The sequence below is a fragment of the Neobacillus rhizophilus genome (assembly GCF_018343535.1).
Classification (GTDB): domain Bacteria; phylum Bacillota; class Bacilli; order Bacillales; family Cytobacillaceae; genus Neobacillus; species Neobacillus rhizophilus.
In genome coordinates this window covers 910,392-925,814 of the sequence record NZ_JAGYPF010000003.1, presented here as the reverse complement: position 1 = coordinate 925,814, position 15,423 = coordinate 910,392, and the positions used below count along the sequence as shown (strand labels likewise).

The following is a 15,423-nucleotide window of genomic DNA, read 5'->3' as shown; positions in this document are numbered from 1 at the left end:
GATGCGATCAGGATACACGGAATGGAGGCTTCTAGGGAATGGACACTAGACACATCACAACAACTCAAGCTGCTGCGATCTTAATTAGCACCATTATCGGCGTGGGAGTTCTGCCATTGCCTTTGTTTGCGGTACAGGCGGGCGGCACCGGAGCACCGCTTGTCACGTTTCTAGGAATGGTTTTAGGGGCGATTGGGTTATTCATTCTTACCTTTTTGGGGATCCGCCATCCGCAAAAGACCATTATTACCTATAGTGAAGACATCATCGGAAAGTGGTTTGGCCGATTTTGCAGCTTATTTGTCATCCTGTTTTTCTTTATCTTAACCGGTCTTGCTGCCCGCGAATTCGGTGAGGTAGTGGTGGCCGGTGTTTTGCAGGAAACCCCATTGGAGGTCACCGTGATTGTCATGCTGCTGCTCGCTTGTATCAGCTGCCGAAATAATATCAATGTCTTTTCCTATATTCACAGTTTTTATCTTCCAATGATATTGGCTCCTGTTTTAATCGTGGTGGCCTTATCGTTAAAGAATGCCAATCTTTTATATTTACGTCCGATAATAGGCACCAATCTGCCGCATATGTTTCTTGGGACACTGACCATTTCTGCCCTATTTCAGGGCTCATTTATTGTGACGATGATCATCCCCTCGATGAAAAATCCGAAGAAAGCCATAAAGGCCAGCCTTTGGGGGATTTCCATTTCCGGAGGATTGTATTTATTACTTGTTATCGCGACGGTTTCTGTTTTTGGGACGGAAGAGATGAAGCAAATCTTCTGGCCGACTCTGGAATTGGCGAGAACGACAGCAGTGCCGGGAAATGTCCTGCAGAGGCTGGATGTTATCTTCCTAGCCGTTTGGGTAACCGCCGTATTCACTACATTATTCTCCAGCTATTATTTTACGATTCATTCGATCAAACAGCTGCTCAACCTTCCGGACCAAAGAATGTTATCTTGTTTTATTTTCCCATTCATATTTATTTCGGCCATGCTGCCCCAAAATCTTTTACAAATGTATGAGTTTATTAAATTTGTGGGCAGAGTAGGCTTGCTGATTACCATTGTGTACCCCGGCTTGCTGCTGACAATTGATTTCTTTAAGAATAGGGGGCTGAAAGGAAGTGCTTCACAACAAACGTAGCCTAAGACTTCTGCTGGTTTTTATCCTCATCCTCCCTTTGCTTTCAGGCTGCTGGGACGCAATGGAAATGGAACGTCGCGCGAATGTTTTGGCCATTGGAATTGATGAAGCCGGCGAAAAGGATCGGAATAAAGATGGAGAAGTGGCTCATTTAAAAAATAGCTTTCTTAAGCCACAGGGGAATTTGATTAAGGTGACGGCACAGATTGCGATACCAGGGCGGATTCCGCTTGGTCCTGAACAAGGAGGAGGCCAAAAGCCGGTATTGATCATGAGTGTCGTGGGCCATTCATTGGAAGACGCTTTGCAAAATCTTCAGCAGCAGGTGGCTAATGAGCTGTTTCTCGGTCATTTACGCATAATTGTGTTAAATGAAAAAGTGGCGAGGCACGGAACGAAACGGCTAAATGATTTGCTCAGGCGTAATCCAGAAATACGAAGGACCGCTGCGCTTGTCGTGTCAAAAGAGGCAGCCTCTGAATATATGAAGCTAGAACCAAGTCTGGACCGGGTTCCCTCACTGTATTTGGCGGATATGGTAGATAATTTATCAGCTTTGGGGAGGTTCCCGCCTAGTTTTATCGGATTATTTTGGACCATTTACTCGAGTAAAGGGCAGGAAGCCTACCTTCCATACTTATCGATTAAGCAGAAGAATATCATTGAGCTAAAAGGCCTTGCTTACTTTAAGGGCGATAAGATGATTGGCAAGACATCACCGCTTGAAATTGGCGTTTTTATGGCGATAAAAGGGGTCGGCAAAGGCGGGTACGGCGCCTTTGTCCAAGTACCTGGCAGCGACAAAACGGTCATGGTGCGAATAAGAAGCCGCAAAACCAAGCGGAAGATTGAGCTGAAGAACGGTCTTCCTCACGTCAGGCTTAAGATCCGCTATGAATGTGAAATCGATGAAAAGGAAAGTCCCAAAATTAAGATAAACCACTCTAAAGTGTTGAAAAGTATTGAAAAAGAAACAGCCAAAAACATGAAGAATTCGATTGAAAAATTGATTTCCACGACGCAAGCAGCCGGTTCCGATGTTTTCGGTTTTGGGGAATACTTTCGGGCAAAGCTTCCGCGGTATTGGAACGGAAAAATAAAAACCAAAGAAAACTGGGAGAGAGCCTATCAACAGCTAACATACGAGGTTAAAGTGGATACCCTGATTCACCGCGTCGGCATGAAAGCAAAATAATACATAAAGGTAGGTTGAGGTTCGCTTGAATAATATCGGTTATATGGTGTACGTCATCATTCTATTCGGCCTATCCGGCTTCATGCTTCTACTAACAGACGCCAAAAAATATAAAAAGGCAGCTCAGAAAAAGGAACAAAAAGTCTCATTGATCCTAGGCTGGATTAATATATCCATTGGAATTGGATTAATACTGTTCAATTGGATCTATCAGAACCTTGTCTGGTGATTTTGTTCCCTTGATAGAGGTTGGACGACCTGGTGGGCGCCAAAAAACAATTAATATTTTGTTTGACATATAAATTTCCAACCTAGTAATATTATGTTAAATATACAAAGGTAAATAAAACATAATGTTTTCAACTAGAAAAGGCGTGTATGAATTCCAAAGGACGGGAGAGAAGAGGATTGAGATTAACAGCACAACGCAGTGAATTAATTGAAGTGGCCAAGGGAACTCGGCCTGCCGATCTGTATATCAAGGGCGGAACCGTCATTAATGTCTATTCAGGGGAATTTTTGCAGCAGAATATTGCTGTCTATAAGGATGCAATCGCCTATATCGGTACTAGTGAAGCCTCCATTGGGGAGCGCACGAAGGTCATCAATGCGGAAGGAAAATATATTTCCCCAGGATTTATTGAGGCGCACGCCCATCCATGGGTCATTTATAACCCTGTTAGCATTACAGAAAAAGTTCTGCCTCTCGGGACGACGACATCAGTGAATGATAATTTATTTTTTTATCTGCATATGGGGGCGGAAGGGTTCAAGGAAATGGTGAAGGATTTACGGAGTTTGCCCGGAAACTTTCTTTGGCTGGCGAGGCTTGTTTCTCAAGCTGATTTCCCTGGGGAAAGAGGCTGGTTTAACCATAAGAATGTATGGGAGCTGCTAGAACTTGACGAGGTAGTTGGTTCAGCGGAAGTGACCCGTTGGCCGTTACTATATAATGGAGATCCATTTTTGCTTGAAACAATGGAGTTTATTAAGAAATTGGGGAAAGTTTCCGATGGACACACGGCCGGCTGCTCCTATGAAAAATTAAATGCCATTGTTGCCTCAGGTGTGTCGGCCTGCCATGAAGCGATTACGGCAAAGGAAGCATTAGAAAGGCTTCGCTTGGGAATGTGGACGACCCTTCGCAATAGTTCATTAAGACCGGATTTGGCTGAACTGATTAAACTGATTACAGAAGGGAATGTCAGTACCGATAAAATCTTGATGACAACAGATGGACCACACCCCGGATTTATTAACAAAGATGGCTATGTAGATGGGCTTGTCAGACAAGCCGTCGAACTTGGTGTACCCGTCATGAAGGCCCTTCAGATGGTTACCCTTAATGCAGCAGCCTATTTAAGACTGGACGATTATGTCGGAGGCCTGGCGCCAGGAAAGAAAGCGGACATCCTGATCCTCCCTGATTTGCACGACTTCCGCCCAGATCTCGTCATTGCCTCGGGAGAAATTGCCGCTGAAAATGGCAAAATGCTGGTTCAACTTCCTGAAATCGAGTGGCAAAAATATATAGTAAAAGAACCATTTGCTTTTAGCAAAACAATCCTAAACGAGGCCGATCTCTACCGATATCCCCATCCATCTGAAGACAGCACTGTTCCTGTTGCTTATTTTAAAAGCAATGTGATCACCCAGCGCAAGGATACAGTTCTTCCGTCCGTCGATGGATATGCTGATCTGTCCAATCACGAAGGCTTGATTAATGCTGTCTTGATTGATCGAAGCGGCAAGTGGATTTCAAAAGCCATTCTAGAAAGGTTTGCTGTTCATCTTGATGGCATGGCATCAACCTATAATACGACCACTGAATTGCTGGTGGCCGGCAGAGATCCAAAGGCAATGTCAATAGCCGCAGCGAGGGTTTATGACATGGGTGGGGGAATTGTGATTGTCGATGGCTATCAGATCGTATTAGAGATCCCGCTCCCATTTACAGGGATGATGACGACCAGTCCTTCCTTTGATGTTTCCGTAGAATACCATGACCGGTTATTGTTGATGCTGCAGGAGCGAGGGTTTCCATTCCACGACATTCTTTATACTCTGCTGTTTTTAACATGTGACTTCTTGCCAGGCCTAAGGCTGGTTCCATACGGCTTATATGAAGTGAAAACAGATGAAATTTTGCTCGCCGCCGCTCCGTTAAATACAGAATGCTATCATATAAAAAATTAACTGCTTAAACAAAAAATGGACCACACATGATTGCTCATGTATGGTCCATTTGCTTTAGGAACAGTATGATTTGTCTGCTGGGGGGATACCTGATGGTTTCTCATATTTTCATAGTAAAAAAATGATAATTTAAGGAAATAGAAGAATAGGGTAGAAACAAGGAGAAAAAGAATGGTATTGTAATGAAATCGACTGAATTCACAGTGTTGTGAATTATTAAAATATTGTGTATATTATGTATTAGAAACGTTGTTTAAAAAACCATAATAAAAAATCCGAGGAGGAATAAAAATGTCAGCAGTAACCGAAACAAAAAATTTAACCGTTAAAAAAGAAAATGGAATTGCCGAAATTCACATTCATGTAAACAAGACGAATGCCTACGATTTGGAATACTATAAAGAATTAAATGCTGCCATTGATGATATTCGTTTTGATAGCGATATTAAAGTTGTCGTGTTAATGAGCGATATGCCAAAGTTCTTCTCAGCCGGGGCAAATATTAATTTCCTTAAGGCCGCGGATCCGCGATTCAAAACACAATTCTGCTTATTCTGCAATGAAACACTGGATAAAATTGCCCGTTCTCCGCAGATTTATATTGCCTGCCTTGAGGGCCATACGGTCGGCGGCGGCTTGGAAATGGCGTTGGCCTGCGACCTCCGCTTTATGGGCGACCAAGCCGGAAAGATTGGACTCCCTGAAGTAACACTTGGGGTACTTGCCGGAACCGGAGGAACTCAGCGTTTAGCTCGTCAAGTGGGCCATTCTAAGGCACTTGATTTGAATATTACCGGCGAAACCTTAACACCACAAGAGGCGTTGGCGATTAAGTTGGTTGACCGGGTGTTCCCGCAGGAAGAAACTAGAGCGAGAACATTGGAGTATGCAAGAAAAATTGCCAGCAGTGCCTCCTACGCCATCTCAAATATTAAGCTCTCCATCATGAATGGCAAGGAAATGCCATTAAATGCGGCAATCCGCTATGAAGGGGAACTGCAAAATCTATTATTCCGTTCCGCAGATGCGCAAGAAGGGTTAAGCTCCTTTATTGAAAAGCGCCAGCCGGAATGGGCCGGAAAGTAATTGAATAAAGCTAGCGACCACACAAATTAGCTGAGCAAAGTAGAGGAATACATTTTTATAGTACCAACCAAGGGCGATATCGGTCATCGATATCGCCTTTTGTTAAATCTGATAGGAGGAATAGAATGAGGTCCAATGAAATGCGATTCGTTGTTAATTGGGGTGATACGGATAAAGCGGGAATTGTTTATTATCCCAACTTTTTTAAATGGTTCGACATTGCTGGCCATCAATTTTTCAAAAGCTGCCAGCTTGCTCCTGTGAAATTGGAGGAAGAACGGGGAATTATCGTTCCCTTACTGGATGCTCAATGTACATTTGAAAAAGCGTTGTTTTATGACGATCTTATCACTATTCAAACCAAAGTAGCGGAGGTGAATAGGAAAACACTAAAACTGCGCCACGAGGTATTTAGGGACGGAAACCGTGTAGCACATGGCTATGAGGTGCGTGGCTGGGTGCAGAAAATGCCGGAAGGGATCAAGGCAGTGCCGATCCCAGAAGATGTAAAAGACATTTTACAAGAAAATATTCATACTAAATTAAAGGAGAATTTCACCAGTTATAATGCATAAAAAATGGTATTCCTCTATAATGGATGAAGAATGATCGCATGAATCTAACTATTAACAAAAGAAGATGGTGACAACGATGAAACCAAGGTCATTAATGTTTACTCTCTATGGGGAATACATTCAACATTATGGTGGAGAAATTTGGGTTGGAAGTTTAATTCAGCTAATGAATAGGTTTGGCATATCGGAATCTTCTGTTCGCGGTGCGATTTTGCGAATGGTACAAAAGAATTTATTGGAAGTAAGAAAACTGGGAAATAAAAGCTATTATTCTGTTACAGCCCAAGGAAAGAGAAGAGTCGATGATGGGGTAAAACGGGTTTTTTCAGCTTCTAATACATCTTGGGACGGCAAATGGCGGGTTTTCAGTTATTCGTTCCCTGAGGAAAAACGCGAGCTGCGAAATGAAATCCGCAAAGAGCTGACCTGGACGGGATTTGGCATGATTTCAAACAGTATTTGGATCAGCCCCAATCCGCTCGAGGATCAAGTAATGGCGATGATTCACAATTACCAAATTGAAGAAAATACCGTTTTATTTAATACCTCCGACGTGCTCTCCCATACGAGTGAAGGGATTATTGAAAAAGCCTGGGATTTGGATCAGGTTGCGGAAAATTATCATAGGTTCATTGAGGAATTTTCTCCAAGATTCGAAGAGCTCAGGGAAAGAGCTTTAAATAATACATTGCAAGACGAAGAATGTTTTATTGAGCGGACGAATATTGTTCATGAATATCGAAAATTTCTTTTCCAGGACCCCGGATTTCCGCGTGACCTATTGCCGGATGACTGGATTGGGGCCAAGGCAAGAGAGCTTTTCTGGAATATTCACCAATTAATTTCCATACCATCGATCCGCTTTTTTGAATCAATCTTTGAAGGCGCCCCTGATAAAGAAATATCCCCCAACCGGGGCAGAGCGATTAACCCTTTTAAAGAGATTTATATATAATTTACATGTCGGGAAATGGAAAGACGTCTTTCACACGAAAGGCGTCTTTTTTTTATCATCCTATAAATATGAAAGATATTAATAGATTATGTTTTTATCATTATCAACATAAAAACGTAATAAACTTGTTGACAGATAATTTTAAATATTCTATATTACTAATTATAGACGATGAAAAATAAAACGTAATGAAAAGAGGCGAAAAAATTGAATCAAGCTGAGGTGTTGATCGACAAGATTAAGGATGGTTTTATGGTGGAATGTGTGGATGATATGAACGAAGAATATCTTCGCGCCTTGAAGCAGACATTGACTATTGTTGGCGATACAGAGCTTTTAAGCGTTCCTCCGCTGTTAACAGTCTATAATCAGGCGCCCAATCTAAACTATAAGATTACGGCATTAGCTGTTATACAGGATGAAATCGGTCATGCCCATATTGCCTATCGATTGTTGGAAGAACTTAGTGAAGATGTAGAAGCTCTTCTGTACGAACGCCCGGCCCATCGGTGGAAAAATCCGTACGCATTTGATTTTAAACTGGACAATTGGATTCAACTGGGCGTCTTCAACGGACTGTTTGACCGGGCAGGATACACCTTGCTTGGTGATGCATACGAAAACACCTCCTATGGACCTTGGAAGCGCGCTCTCGTAAAGGTTGACAAAGAAGAACTGTTTCATCTCCGAAATGGCGAAATCATCATGCGCGCCGGAATGAAAAATCCGGACACAGCCAAGCAGGTTCAGGAAGCTGTAGATTGGATGTTCCTAATGGGGCTGGAGTTTTTCGGTGTTGCCGACAATTTGAAAAGCCGTTCTGCACAGCTGGATTACAAACTGAAGGGAAAATCAAATGACCAGTTAAGGCAAAAGTGGCTGTCCACAGCCGTTCCATTTTGTGAATCAATTGGTGTAAAAGTACCTGCCCACTATGATGAGGAGCAAAGAAAGTATGTAATAGATGTTCCGTTCCCGTGCAAATTTAATGTCGAAAATAAAAAATGGCTCACCGACCAGCCGGACACATGGGAAGGTGTCATTGAACGCTTTAAAAAGCGCGGCCCGCAAAATGTGGAATTTGTTGAAAGAATTCAAAAGGGTGCCCTTGAATTAGAGGAATTACGGGCAATGGAGGCCGGATGACATGAAAACCATGGAAACGGAAAAATACTGGGAGGCATTAACAGAGGTCATGGATCCCGAATTTCCAATCAGCGTCGTCGACATGGGGTTAATTTACGACATCACCAAGATTGGTGACGACACAATTGCCGTCAAAATGACCTATACCTCAACCGGATGCGGCTGCATGCAATGGATTGAAAACGATATCAGGGAACGCCTGCTGAAGGAAGAAGGAATCAGGGATGTGGAAATTCATGTAGTGTGGGACCCGCCATGGACGGTCAGCAATTTAAGCGAAAAAGGAAAACTAAAATTAAAGACATGGGGGGTCAGTTCATGACAAAAAAAAGTCAGCGGCATGAGTATTTCTTGTTTACCCGGATCAACCGGGGGGATGATTTAATCCAGGTGGGCTCCTTACTGGCAGAAAATGCCGATTTGGCAAAAATCTATGCCCAGCATATTTACGATGAAGAAACCTGGGTGGAAATGCAAGTGGTCAGAAAAGATCATTTAATTGAAGTGCGTCTTCCGGAACCGTTATTTGCAAAAGGAGGTGTTTCTTGTGGCTAATAAAAAGAATGACTCTCTCATAGTGCTGGCGGAAACCATTGCCGATAACAAATTTATCACCGGCGACCGGTTAGTGGAAATTGGCATCAGCGGCCCAACACTCGAAGCTTCCCTATCTTCCATTGCGATGGCTCAGGCAGAGCTTGGCCATGCACGATTAATGTATAAATGGTCCAATGAATTACAAGGACTGAATGCAAGCAAGATGGAAGTAAAAGAACAAACCGGTAAGGCATTTCCTGCCTTGGTGAATGCCTCCAATTGGCTGTCGCTCATTGCCGGGTTATATGCAAATAATCAAGCGGTCGATTTAGTGATAAAGGCGATTTTGAAAGCGGAGCCGCCAAATCTTCCCACACCATTTAATAAAATGATCAGAGAACAGCAAGAACATCTACTCTATGCAAAAAGCTGGTGCAAGCAATTGCTTCGGGACCGTGGCGCCGTTCCGAGAGTCTTTAAACAACACTTGGAAAAAGCTGTTGCAGAGGTTGAACAATGGCTGGTCAAAGTGGAGAAGGACCCTCAATTACAATCTGAAGCAATTATCTTAAATAATAGTAATCTTGTAAAAACCTTTAAATCAGAAATCGAGCAGTTAACGAATTTCGAAGAGGTCCAACATGTGTAAGGGGAAAGAAATGGTCCAATGTTCGTTCTGCTCCTCCGAACAGGTAGAGAAAATCTCCTCCTTTGGGACTGCGCAACTAGTCAGACAATATTACTGCAACAGCTGCTATAGTGTCTTTGAGTATATCCGCTGGCAGGAACCCCAGGGGAATGAATGAGGGAGAAGGGGGGCCCTTCAGATAAACAAAACCGCGATTGCCGAACCCGCCATGCCAGCAGGTTCATGAGGTAGGCCAAGGAATTGCCATGGTAAAAAAATTATGAGAGGAGTTAAATCGATGCTGCAAACCAGAACCATAAAGGATACGTACCAGCTTCTGATCGATGGAAACTATCAAAATAGTAGTAATGAAAGATTCTTTGACACCCATAATCCGGCAACAGGTGAGGTACTGGCGAAGGTCGCCAAAGCCTCGAAGGAGGATGTCGACCGCGCCGTTACTGCCGCGCGCAAGGCGTTTGATACAGGCAAATGGCCAAAGCTGACACCAGCCAGAAGGGCCCGGGTCCTAAATAAAATCGCCCAAATCATGAGGGAGCGTTTTAATGAATTAGTCGAGGCAGAGGTGTTGAATACAGGCAAAACCGTGGCAGCGGCCCAGGGGCAAATTAATCAGGCGATTGAGGACTTTGAGTTTTATGCCGGTGCCATCACCACTTTCGGCGGCCGCACGAATCCGGTTCCAAATGGATTTTTCAACTATACATTGAAGGAGCCTGTTGGTGTCTGTGCGCAAATTGTTCCATGGAACTACCCTTTAATGATGGCGGCATGGAAAGTAGCTCCTGCATTAGCTGCGGGGTGTACAATCGTGTTAAAACCGGCCAGCTATACTCCGATCACCGCCTTTATGCTCGCCGATATTTGCCATGAGGCAGGTGTACCTGCGGGTGTCGTGAATGTCGTGACGGGCAGCGGCGCGGAAATCGGACCTTATTTAACCGAACATCCAGGAGTAGATAAGGTAGCATTCACCGGTGAAACGGAAACCGGGAAGGACATCATGGCCAGGGCTTCTGGAACGTTGAAGCGTGTAACCTTGGAATTGGGAGGCAAATCGCCAAGCATTGTGTTTGCTGACTGCGATTTGGAGGCGGCGGTGATTGGGTCAATTTATGGAATCTTCTATAATACAGGTCAATCCTGCGAAGCACGTTCAAGGATTTTTGTACAGGAATCTATTTATGATGAATTTGTTGTCAAGCTGATTGAAAAAGCCAGAAAGCTTAAAGTAGGAGATCCCTTCCATAAGGATACCCATATGGGAGCGCTTATTTCGAAAAGCCATGAGGAAACGGTCGATGGCTATGTGAAGCTTGCTGTTGAAGAAGGAGGAGAGATTCTCTTTGGCGGCAAACGTCCTGAAGGACCGGAATTTGAAAAAGGCTACTGGTATGAGCCTACTATCATCGGTAATGTGTCAAACGATATGAGGATTGCGCAAGAAGAAGTATTTGGACCGGTAGTTGTCGTAATGAAATTCACCGATGAAGCAGAAGCGCTCGAACTCGCTAATGACTCCATTTTTGGGCTGGGTTCTGCTGTTTGGACGACCGACAATGGCAAAGCCCACCGAATCGCCGCTGGACTTCGAGCCGGAATCGTAATGGTCAACAGTCCGATTTCCGCCTTCCCGGGAACACCTTTTGGAGGGTATAAACAATCAGGCTATGGCAGGGAATTATCCCTGGAAACCCTTGAGTTATACAGCGAAACAAAGAGTGTTGTATCCTACATTGGCACTAAACCATTGAATATTTTTGGGATTTAAAATTATCAAAATCTTCAAATAATAGGAGGAAAAAACATGTCGCAAGTAGAATTAAGCACTAACACATTGACAGTGAAAAAGGAGAATGGAATCGCGGAAATCCATCTTCATGTAAATAAAACAAATGCCTATGATTTGGAATTTTACAAAGAACTGAACGCGGCAATTGATGATATCCGCTTTGATCAAGATATAAAAGTAGCAGTCTTGATGAGTGATATGCCTAAGTTTTTCTCGGCGGGTGCCAATATCAATTTCCTGAAGGCAGCAGAGCCGCGATTCAAAACACAATTTTGTTTATTCTGTAATGAAACCCTTGACAAAATCGCCCGCTCTCCACAGGTTTGGATTGCTTGTTTGGAAGGGCATACCGTCGGCGGAGGCCTGGAAATGGCATTGGCTTGTGACCTCCGTTTCATGGGCGACCAGGCTGGAAGAATTGGCCTTCCGGAAGTCTCGCTTGGTGTGCTGGCCGGTACGGGAGGAACGCAGAGACTAGCCCGGCAGGTCGGACATTCAAAGGCGCTAGACCTGAATATCACTGGGGAAACCTTAACACCGCAAGAAGCTCTGCAAATTAAATTGGTTGATCGAGTATATCCTCAAGAAGAGACACGTGAAAAAACATTGGCCTACGCAAGAAAGATTGCAGAAAGCGCCACTTATGCCATCTCCAATATTAAGCTGTCTATCATGAATGGCAAGGAAATGCCATTAAATGCCGCCATCCGTTACGAAGGCGAACTACAAAATTTATTGTTCCGTTCCCAGGATGCAAAAGAAGGATTATCGGCATTCATTGAAAAACGACCACCGCAATGGACAGGTCAGTAATATAGAGCAGGAGCAGGACTGGTTCAGACAGCAAACGAGCCAGCCCTGTTTCCCCCTGTCAAAAGAAACGAAAGAAGAATTGACTCCACCTAGATTTTGGCTGCAGGATTGGTCCGGATAGACAAGTTTACTAATCTATTGGAGGATAAAAATGCTAAAATCAACTGAACAATTAAAAGGGATAAAGGACTACTATAACAGTGTCGACTATATTGTCGAAGAAAATGTAAGGAGGGGCCTTGGCAGTAAGGTTGCCATCTATAGTGGAGATGAGCAGGTTACATACGAGGAACTCTTGAAAAAAATCAATAAATTTGGAAACGCTCTCAAAGATTTGGGGATTGAACGGGAAAACCGCATTCTCCAAGTCCTAGATGATACGCCCGAATTTATTGCTTCATTTTATGGAGCGATAAAAGCCGGCGCCGTACCGATCCCTGTGAACCCGTCCATGAAGCCGCAGGATTATGAGTATTTCTTAAACCATAGCCGGGCAAAAGTTCTGCTGGTCGAAGAGCATGTCTGGAATACCATCAAGGACAATAGAGAGCGATTTATTTTCTTGAAGCATGTCATCGTGGTTTCAGAAACAGGATACCACAAGCCGGATGGAATGGATTATGTTGAATTTGTAGAGCCGGCTTCAACAGAACTGAAGGCTGCTCTGACTACATCGGAAGATCCCGCTTTTTGGCTTTACAGTTCAGGCAGTACAGGAAATCCAAAGGGTGTTGTTCATATCCAGCGCAGCATGGAAATGGCCTATAAAAATTATGCTAAAAATATTCTCCAGATTAATGAAAATGACCGGACATTTTCCGCTTCGAAGCTTTATTTTGCCTATGGACTTGGCAATGGCAATTATTTTCCTTTAAGTGCCGGCGGCTCTACTGTTTTATTAAAGGAGCGGCCAACACCGGAGCTTATTTTTCAAACGATTGAAAAACAAAAGCCGACCATCTTTTTTGGTGTTCCGACATTGTACGGAGCTCTAATTCAATATGTAGAAAAAACAGGGGTCATTCCTGACCTATCATCTGTCAGGGTTTGTGTTTCCGCCGGAGAAGCCCTGCCGGCAAAATTTATTCAGCGTTGGAAGGAATTGTTTAATGTCGATATTCTCGATGGCATTGGATCGACCGAGGCATTGCATATTTTTCTATCCAATCAAATGGGTGAGGTAAAAGCGGGCAGTACAGGGAAGGTTGTTCCAGGATACAAAGCGAAAATTGTCAATGAGGAATCAAGGCCTGTCGGTGTAAATGAAATTGGCGACCTTGTGATATCCGGAGACAGCGTAAGCATCGGATATTTTTGTAATTTAGCAGAGAATCACCATAAATTTCATGGTGAATGGATGTATACCGGGGATAAATACTATCAGGATGAAGAGGGGTATTTCTGGTATTGCGGCCGCTCGGATGACATGCTTAAGGTGGGGGGGATTTGGGTTTCGCCGATAGAAATTGAGTCAACCCTCATCCGGCATGAGCAGGTAGTGGAAGTTGCGGTTGTCGAAGCGAAAAATAATAACAATCTGGTTCACCCGAAAGCGTTTATTGTTCTGAAGGAGGGTGTCGAACCAACAGACGCTTTAAAGGAAGAGCTCAAGCTATTCGTAAAACAAACGTTGGCGGCTTATAAATATCCCCGCGAAATTGAATTTATTTCAGAATTGCCTAAAACAACCACTGGGAAGGTACAGCGATTTAGGTTGAAACAGGTATAAATTTTATAAAGCTTAACGCAATAGGTATGTGTATACGGACTAAATACAGATCGATAATCTGGTTAATCCCTGTTAACATTCACAATGATCAAAGACAAAAAGGTAAAGGCGGCCAAATTGGCCGCCTTAGCTTATTTTTAGCTGATCGCAAGATGGTGGTAGGCAATATCCATGTTTTTCTTCAGCTCTTCAGGGCGGTCGTGGTAGACAATCCTGCCTTTGTTGATAATGTAGACATCGTCGGCAATACTTAAGGCTGTTGCGATGTTCTGCTCCACCAGGAGCATCGACATTCCGGCTTCTTTCAGTTTGACAATAACCTCCATTACCTCGCCGACCATTAATGGAGACAGTCCTTCTGTCGGTTCGTCCAGAAGGAGGATTTTCGGGTTGCGCATCAAGGCTCTGCCAATCGACAGCATCGATTGTTCGCCGCCGCTTAAATTCCCGGCATGTGATTTTTCCCGTTCTTTTAACCGAGGGAACAGCTTATAAACCTTTTCGAGGTCCCAGCCGCCTTGCTCCTGATTGGCAAACACCGTTAAATTTTCTTTGACGGATAAATTTGTAAAGATTCTTCTTCCTTGCGGGACAATACCGATTCCTTTCCTAGCAATCTGATGGCTTTTAAGATTGATCACATTTTCTCCCTCGAAGGAAATCTCTCCTTCTTTTTTCGTAACAAACCCGATGATGGAGTGAATGGCCGTGGTTTTCCCCATTCCGTTTCTTCCAAGCAGAACCGCTGCACTTCCTTTTTTCACCTCAAGATTGACACCTTGAAGGATATGGCTTGCTCCGTAGTAGCTATGAACATCTTTCAGGCTAAGCATTGGCGATTACCTCCTTGCCCATATAGATTTCTTTTACCTCCGGATTTTCCCTCACTTGTTCCGGGCTGCCATCGGCAATTAAAGTTCCGGCATGCAGAACAATGACCCTATCGGTATTGCCGAATAGCACATCCACATCATGCTCAATCATCATGATCGTCACTTCAACTGGCAGCTTATTAATCAATGAAATAATCTGGTCCGTCTCCACCTGTGACATGCCTGCTGTAGGTTCATCCAATAAAAGCAGCTTCGGGTTCCCGGCAATGGCCATAATCATTTCGATCTGGCGCTGTACTCCATACGATAAGTCCTTTACCTTCGTTTGGCTGTATTCTTCAAGTCCCCATTCATGCAGGAGGCTGCCTGCATGTTCAAACAGGAGCTGATAATTTCCCGGTGTTGCCTGTTTCCACCACTGCGTGTGCTTTTGGTTGATTCGCTGTAAAACGAGTAATATATTTTCTCTTACCGTTAAACCCATCATTAAATTATTTTTCTGAAATGTGCGGACGATGCCTTTTTGTGTCCGTTTATAATTTGGCATAGAATTGATACGATCCCCATAATAGTGAATCGTTCCTCCGGAGGGCTCAAGATCTCCGGCAATCATATTGAAAAGGGTCGACTTGCCGGCGCCGTTGGGGCCAATTAAGCCGACCCGTTCTCCCGCCGTTACATCCAGGCTCACGTGTTCAATGACTTTTATGCCGCCAAAATGTTTTGAAAGACCTTTGAGTGATAGAATTTTATCCTTCTCCATTGAATTCAC

At 43.8% G+C, this 15,423-nt stretch carries 17 protein-coding genes; 15 read left to right on the top strand and 2 right to left on the bottom strand.

Translation table 11 applies throughout. The features are described 5' to 3' along the window. Positions 1-38 precede the first annotated feature (38 nt). The 15 genes from KHA99_RS17985 to KHA99_RS17920 all read left to right on the top strand — a co-directional run bounded on the left by KHA99_RS17985 (position 39) and on the right by KHA99_RS17920 (position 13,818). Positions 39-1,145, top strand: coding sequence for a GerAB/ArcD/ProY family transporter (locus KHA99_RS17985; protein WP_213118817.1), 1,107 nt, complete (start codon positions 39-41; stop codon positions 1,143-1,145). Next, entirely contained in the window at positions 1,126-2,340 is a 1,215-nt protein-coding gene (locus KHA99_RS17980; protein WP_213118816.1) for a Ger(x)C family spore germination protein, read from the top strand. Before KHA99_RS17985 ends, KHA99_RS17980 begins: the two co-directional genes overlap by 20 nt. Positions 2,341-2,365: 25 nt before the next feature. Further along, positions 2,366-2,569 carry a CLC_0170 family protein gene (locus tag KHA99_RS17975; RefSeq protein WP_213118815.1) on the top strand — a complete coding sequence of 68 codons (204 nt, stop codon included), beginning with the start codon at positions 2,366-2,368 and terminating at the stop codon, positions 2,567-2,569. A gap of 179 nt (positions 2,570-2,748) precedes the next feature. Further along, positions 2,749-4,536 carry an adenine deaminase C-terminal domain-containing protein gene (locus KHA99_RS17970; protein WP_213118814.1) on the top strand — a complete coding sequence of 596 codons (1,788 nt, stop codon included), beginning with the start codon at positions 2,749-2,751 and terminating at the stop codon, positions 4,534-4,536. Positions 4,537-4,827: 291 nt separating this feature from the next. Further along, complete coding sequence (locus KHA99_RS17965; RefSeq protein WP_213118813.1) at positions 4,828-5,622, top strand: enoyl-CoA hydratase/isomerase family protein; 795 nt, start codon at positions 4,828-4,830, stop codon at positions 5,620-5,622. 125 nt (positions 5,623-5,747) lie between these two features. Continuing rightward, positions 5,748-6,197, top strand: coding sequence for an acyl-CoA thioesterase (locus KHA99_RS17960; protein ID WP_213118812.1), 450 nt, complete (start codon positions 5,748-5,750; stop codon positions 6,195-6,197). Positions 6,198-6,273: 76 nt separating this feature from the next. Next, complete coding sequence (paaX, locus tag KHA99_RS17955) at positions 6,274-7,152, top strand: phenylacetic acid degradation operon negative regulatory protein PaaX (protein ID WP_213118811.1); 879 nt, start codon at positions 6,274-6,276, stop codon at positions 7,150-7,152. 207 nt (positions 7,153-7,359) lie between these two features. Beyond that, a complete protein-coding gene (locus KHA99_RS17950) occupies positions 7,360-8,298 on the top strand; it encodes a Phenylacetic acid catabolic protein (RefSeq protein WP_213118810.1) in 939 nt (312 codons plus the stop codon). Position 8,299: 1 nt separating this feature from the next. Beyond that, positions 8,300-8,620, top strand: coding sequence for a metal-sulfur cluster assembly factor (locus KHA99_RS17945; RefSeq protein ID WP_213118809.1), 321 nt, complete (start codon positions 8,300-8,302; stop codon positions 8,618-8,620). Next, a complete protein-coding gene (locus KHA99_RS17940) occupies positions 8,617-8,853 on the top strand; it encodes a hypothetical protein (RefSeq protein ID WP_213118808.1) in 237 nt (78 codons plus the stop codon). Before KHA99_RS17945 ends, KHA99_RS17940 begins: the two co-directional genes overlap by 4 nt. After that, positions 8,846-9,484 carry a Phenylacetic acid catabolic protein gene (locus KHA99_RS17935; RefSeq protein WP_213118807.1) on the top strand — a complete coding sequence of 213 codons (639 nt, stop codon included), beginning with the start codon at positions 8,846-8,848 and terminating at the stop codon, positions 9,482-9,484. Before KHA99_RS17940 ends, KHA99_RS17935 begins: the two co-directional genes overlap by 8 nt. Next, positions 9,477-9,641, top strand: coding sequence for a PaaD-like zinc ribbon domain-containing protein (locus KHA99_RS31655; protein ID WP_443677939.1), 165 nt, complete (start codon positions 9,477-9,479; stop codon positions 9,639-9,641). Before KHA99_RS17935 ends, KHA99_RS31655 begins: the two co-directional genes overlap by 8 nt. A gap of 120 nt (positions 9,642-9,761) precedes the next feature. After that, positions 9,762-11,255, top strand: coding sequence for an aldehyde dehydrogenase family protein (locus KHA99_RS17930; protein WP_213118806.1), 1,494 nt, complete (start codon positions 9,762-9,764; stop codon positions 11,253-11,255). Between the two features lie 36 nt (positions 11,256-11,291). Then, positions 11,292-12,089, top strand: a complete 798-nt coding sequence (locus KHA99_RS17925; protein ID WP_213118805.1) for an enoyl-CoA hydratase/isomerase family protein — start codon at positions 11,292-11,294, stop codon at positions 12,087-12,089. 151 nt (positions 12,090-12,240) lie between these two features. After that, positions 12,241-13,818, top strand: a complete 1,578-nt coding sequence (locus KHA99_RS17920) for a benzoate-CoA ligase family protein (RefSeq protein WP_213118804.1) — start codon at positions 12,241-12,243, stop codon at positions 13,816-13,818. Between the two features lie 137 nt (positions 13,819-13,955). Here the strand turns inward: KHA99_RS17920 and KHA99_RS17915 are convergent, their stop codons facing one another. After that, on the bottom strand, positions 13,956-14,651 hold the full coding sequence (locus tag KHA99_RS17915; RefSeq protein ID WP_213118803.1) for an ABC transporter ATP-binding protein: 696 nt from the start codon (positions 14,649-14,651) through the stop codon (positions 13,956-13,958). Beyond that, positions 14,644-15,414, bottom strand: a complete 771-nt coding sequence (locus KHA99_RS17910; protein WP_213118802.1) for an ABC transporter ATP-binding protein — start codon at positions 15,412-15,414, stop codon at positions 14,644-14,646. The genes KHA99_RS17915 and KHA99_RS17910 overlap by 8 nt, the downstream gene beginning before the upstream one ends. Between the last annotated feature and the right edge of the window lie 9 nt (positions 15,415-15,423).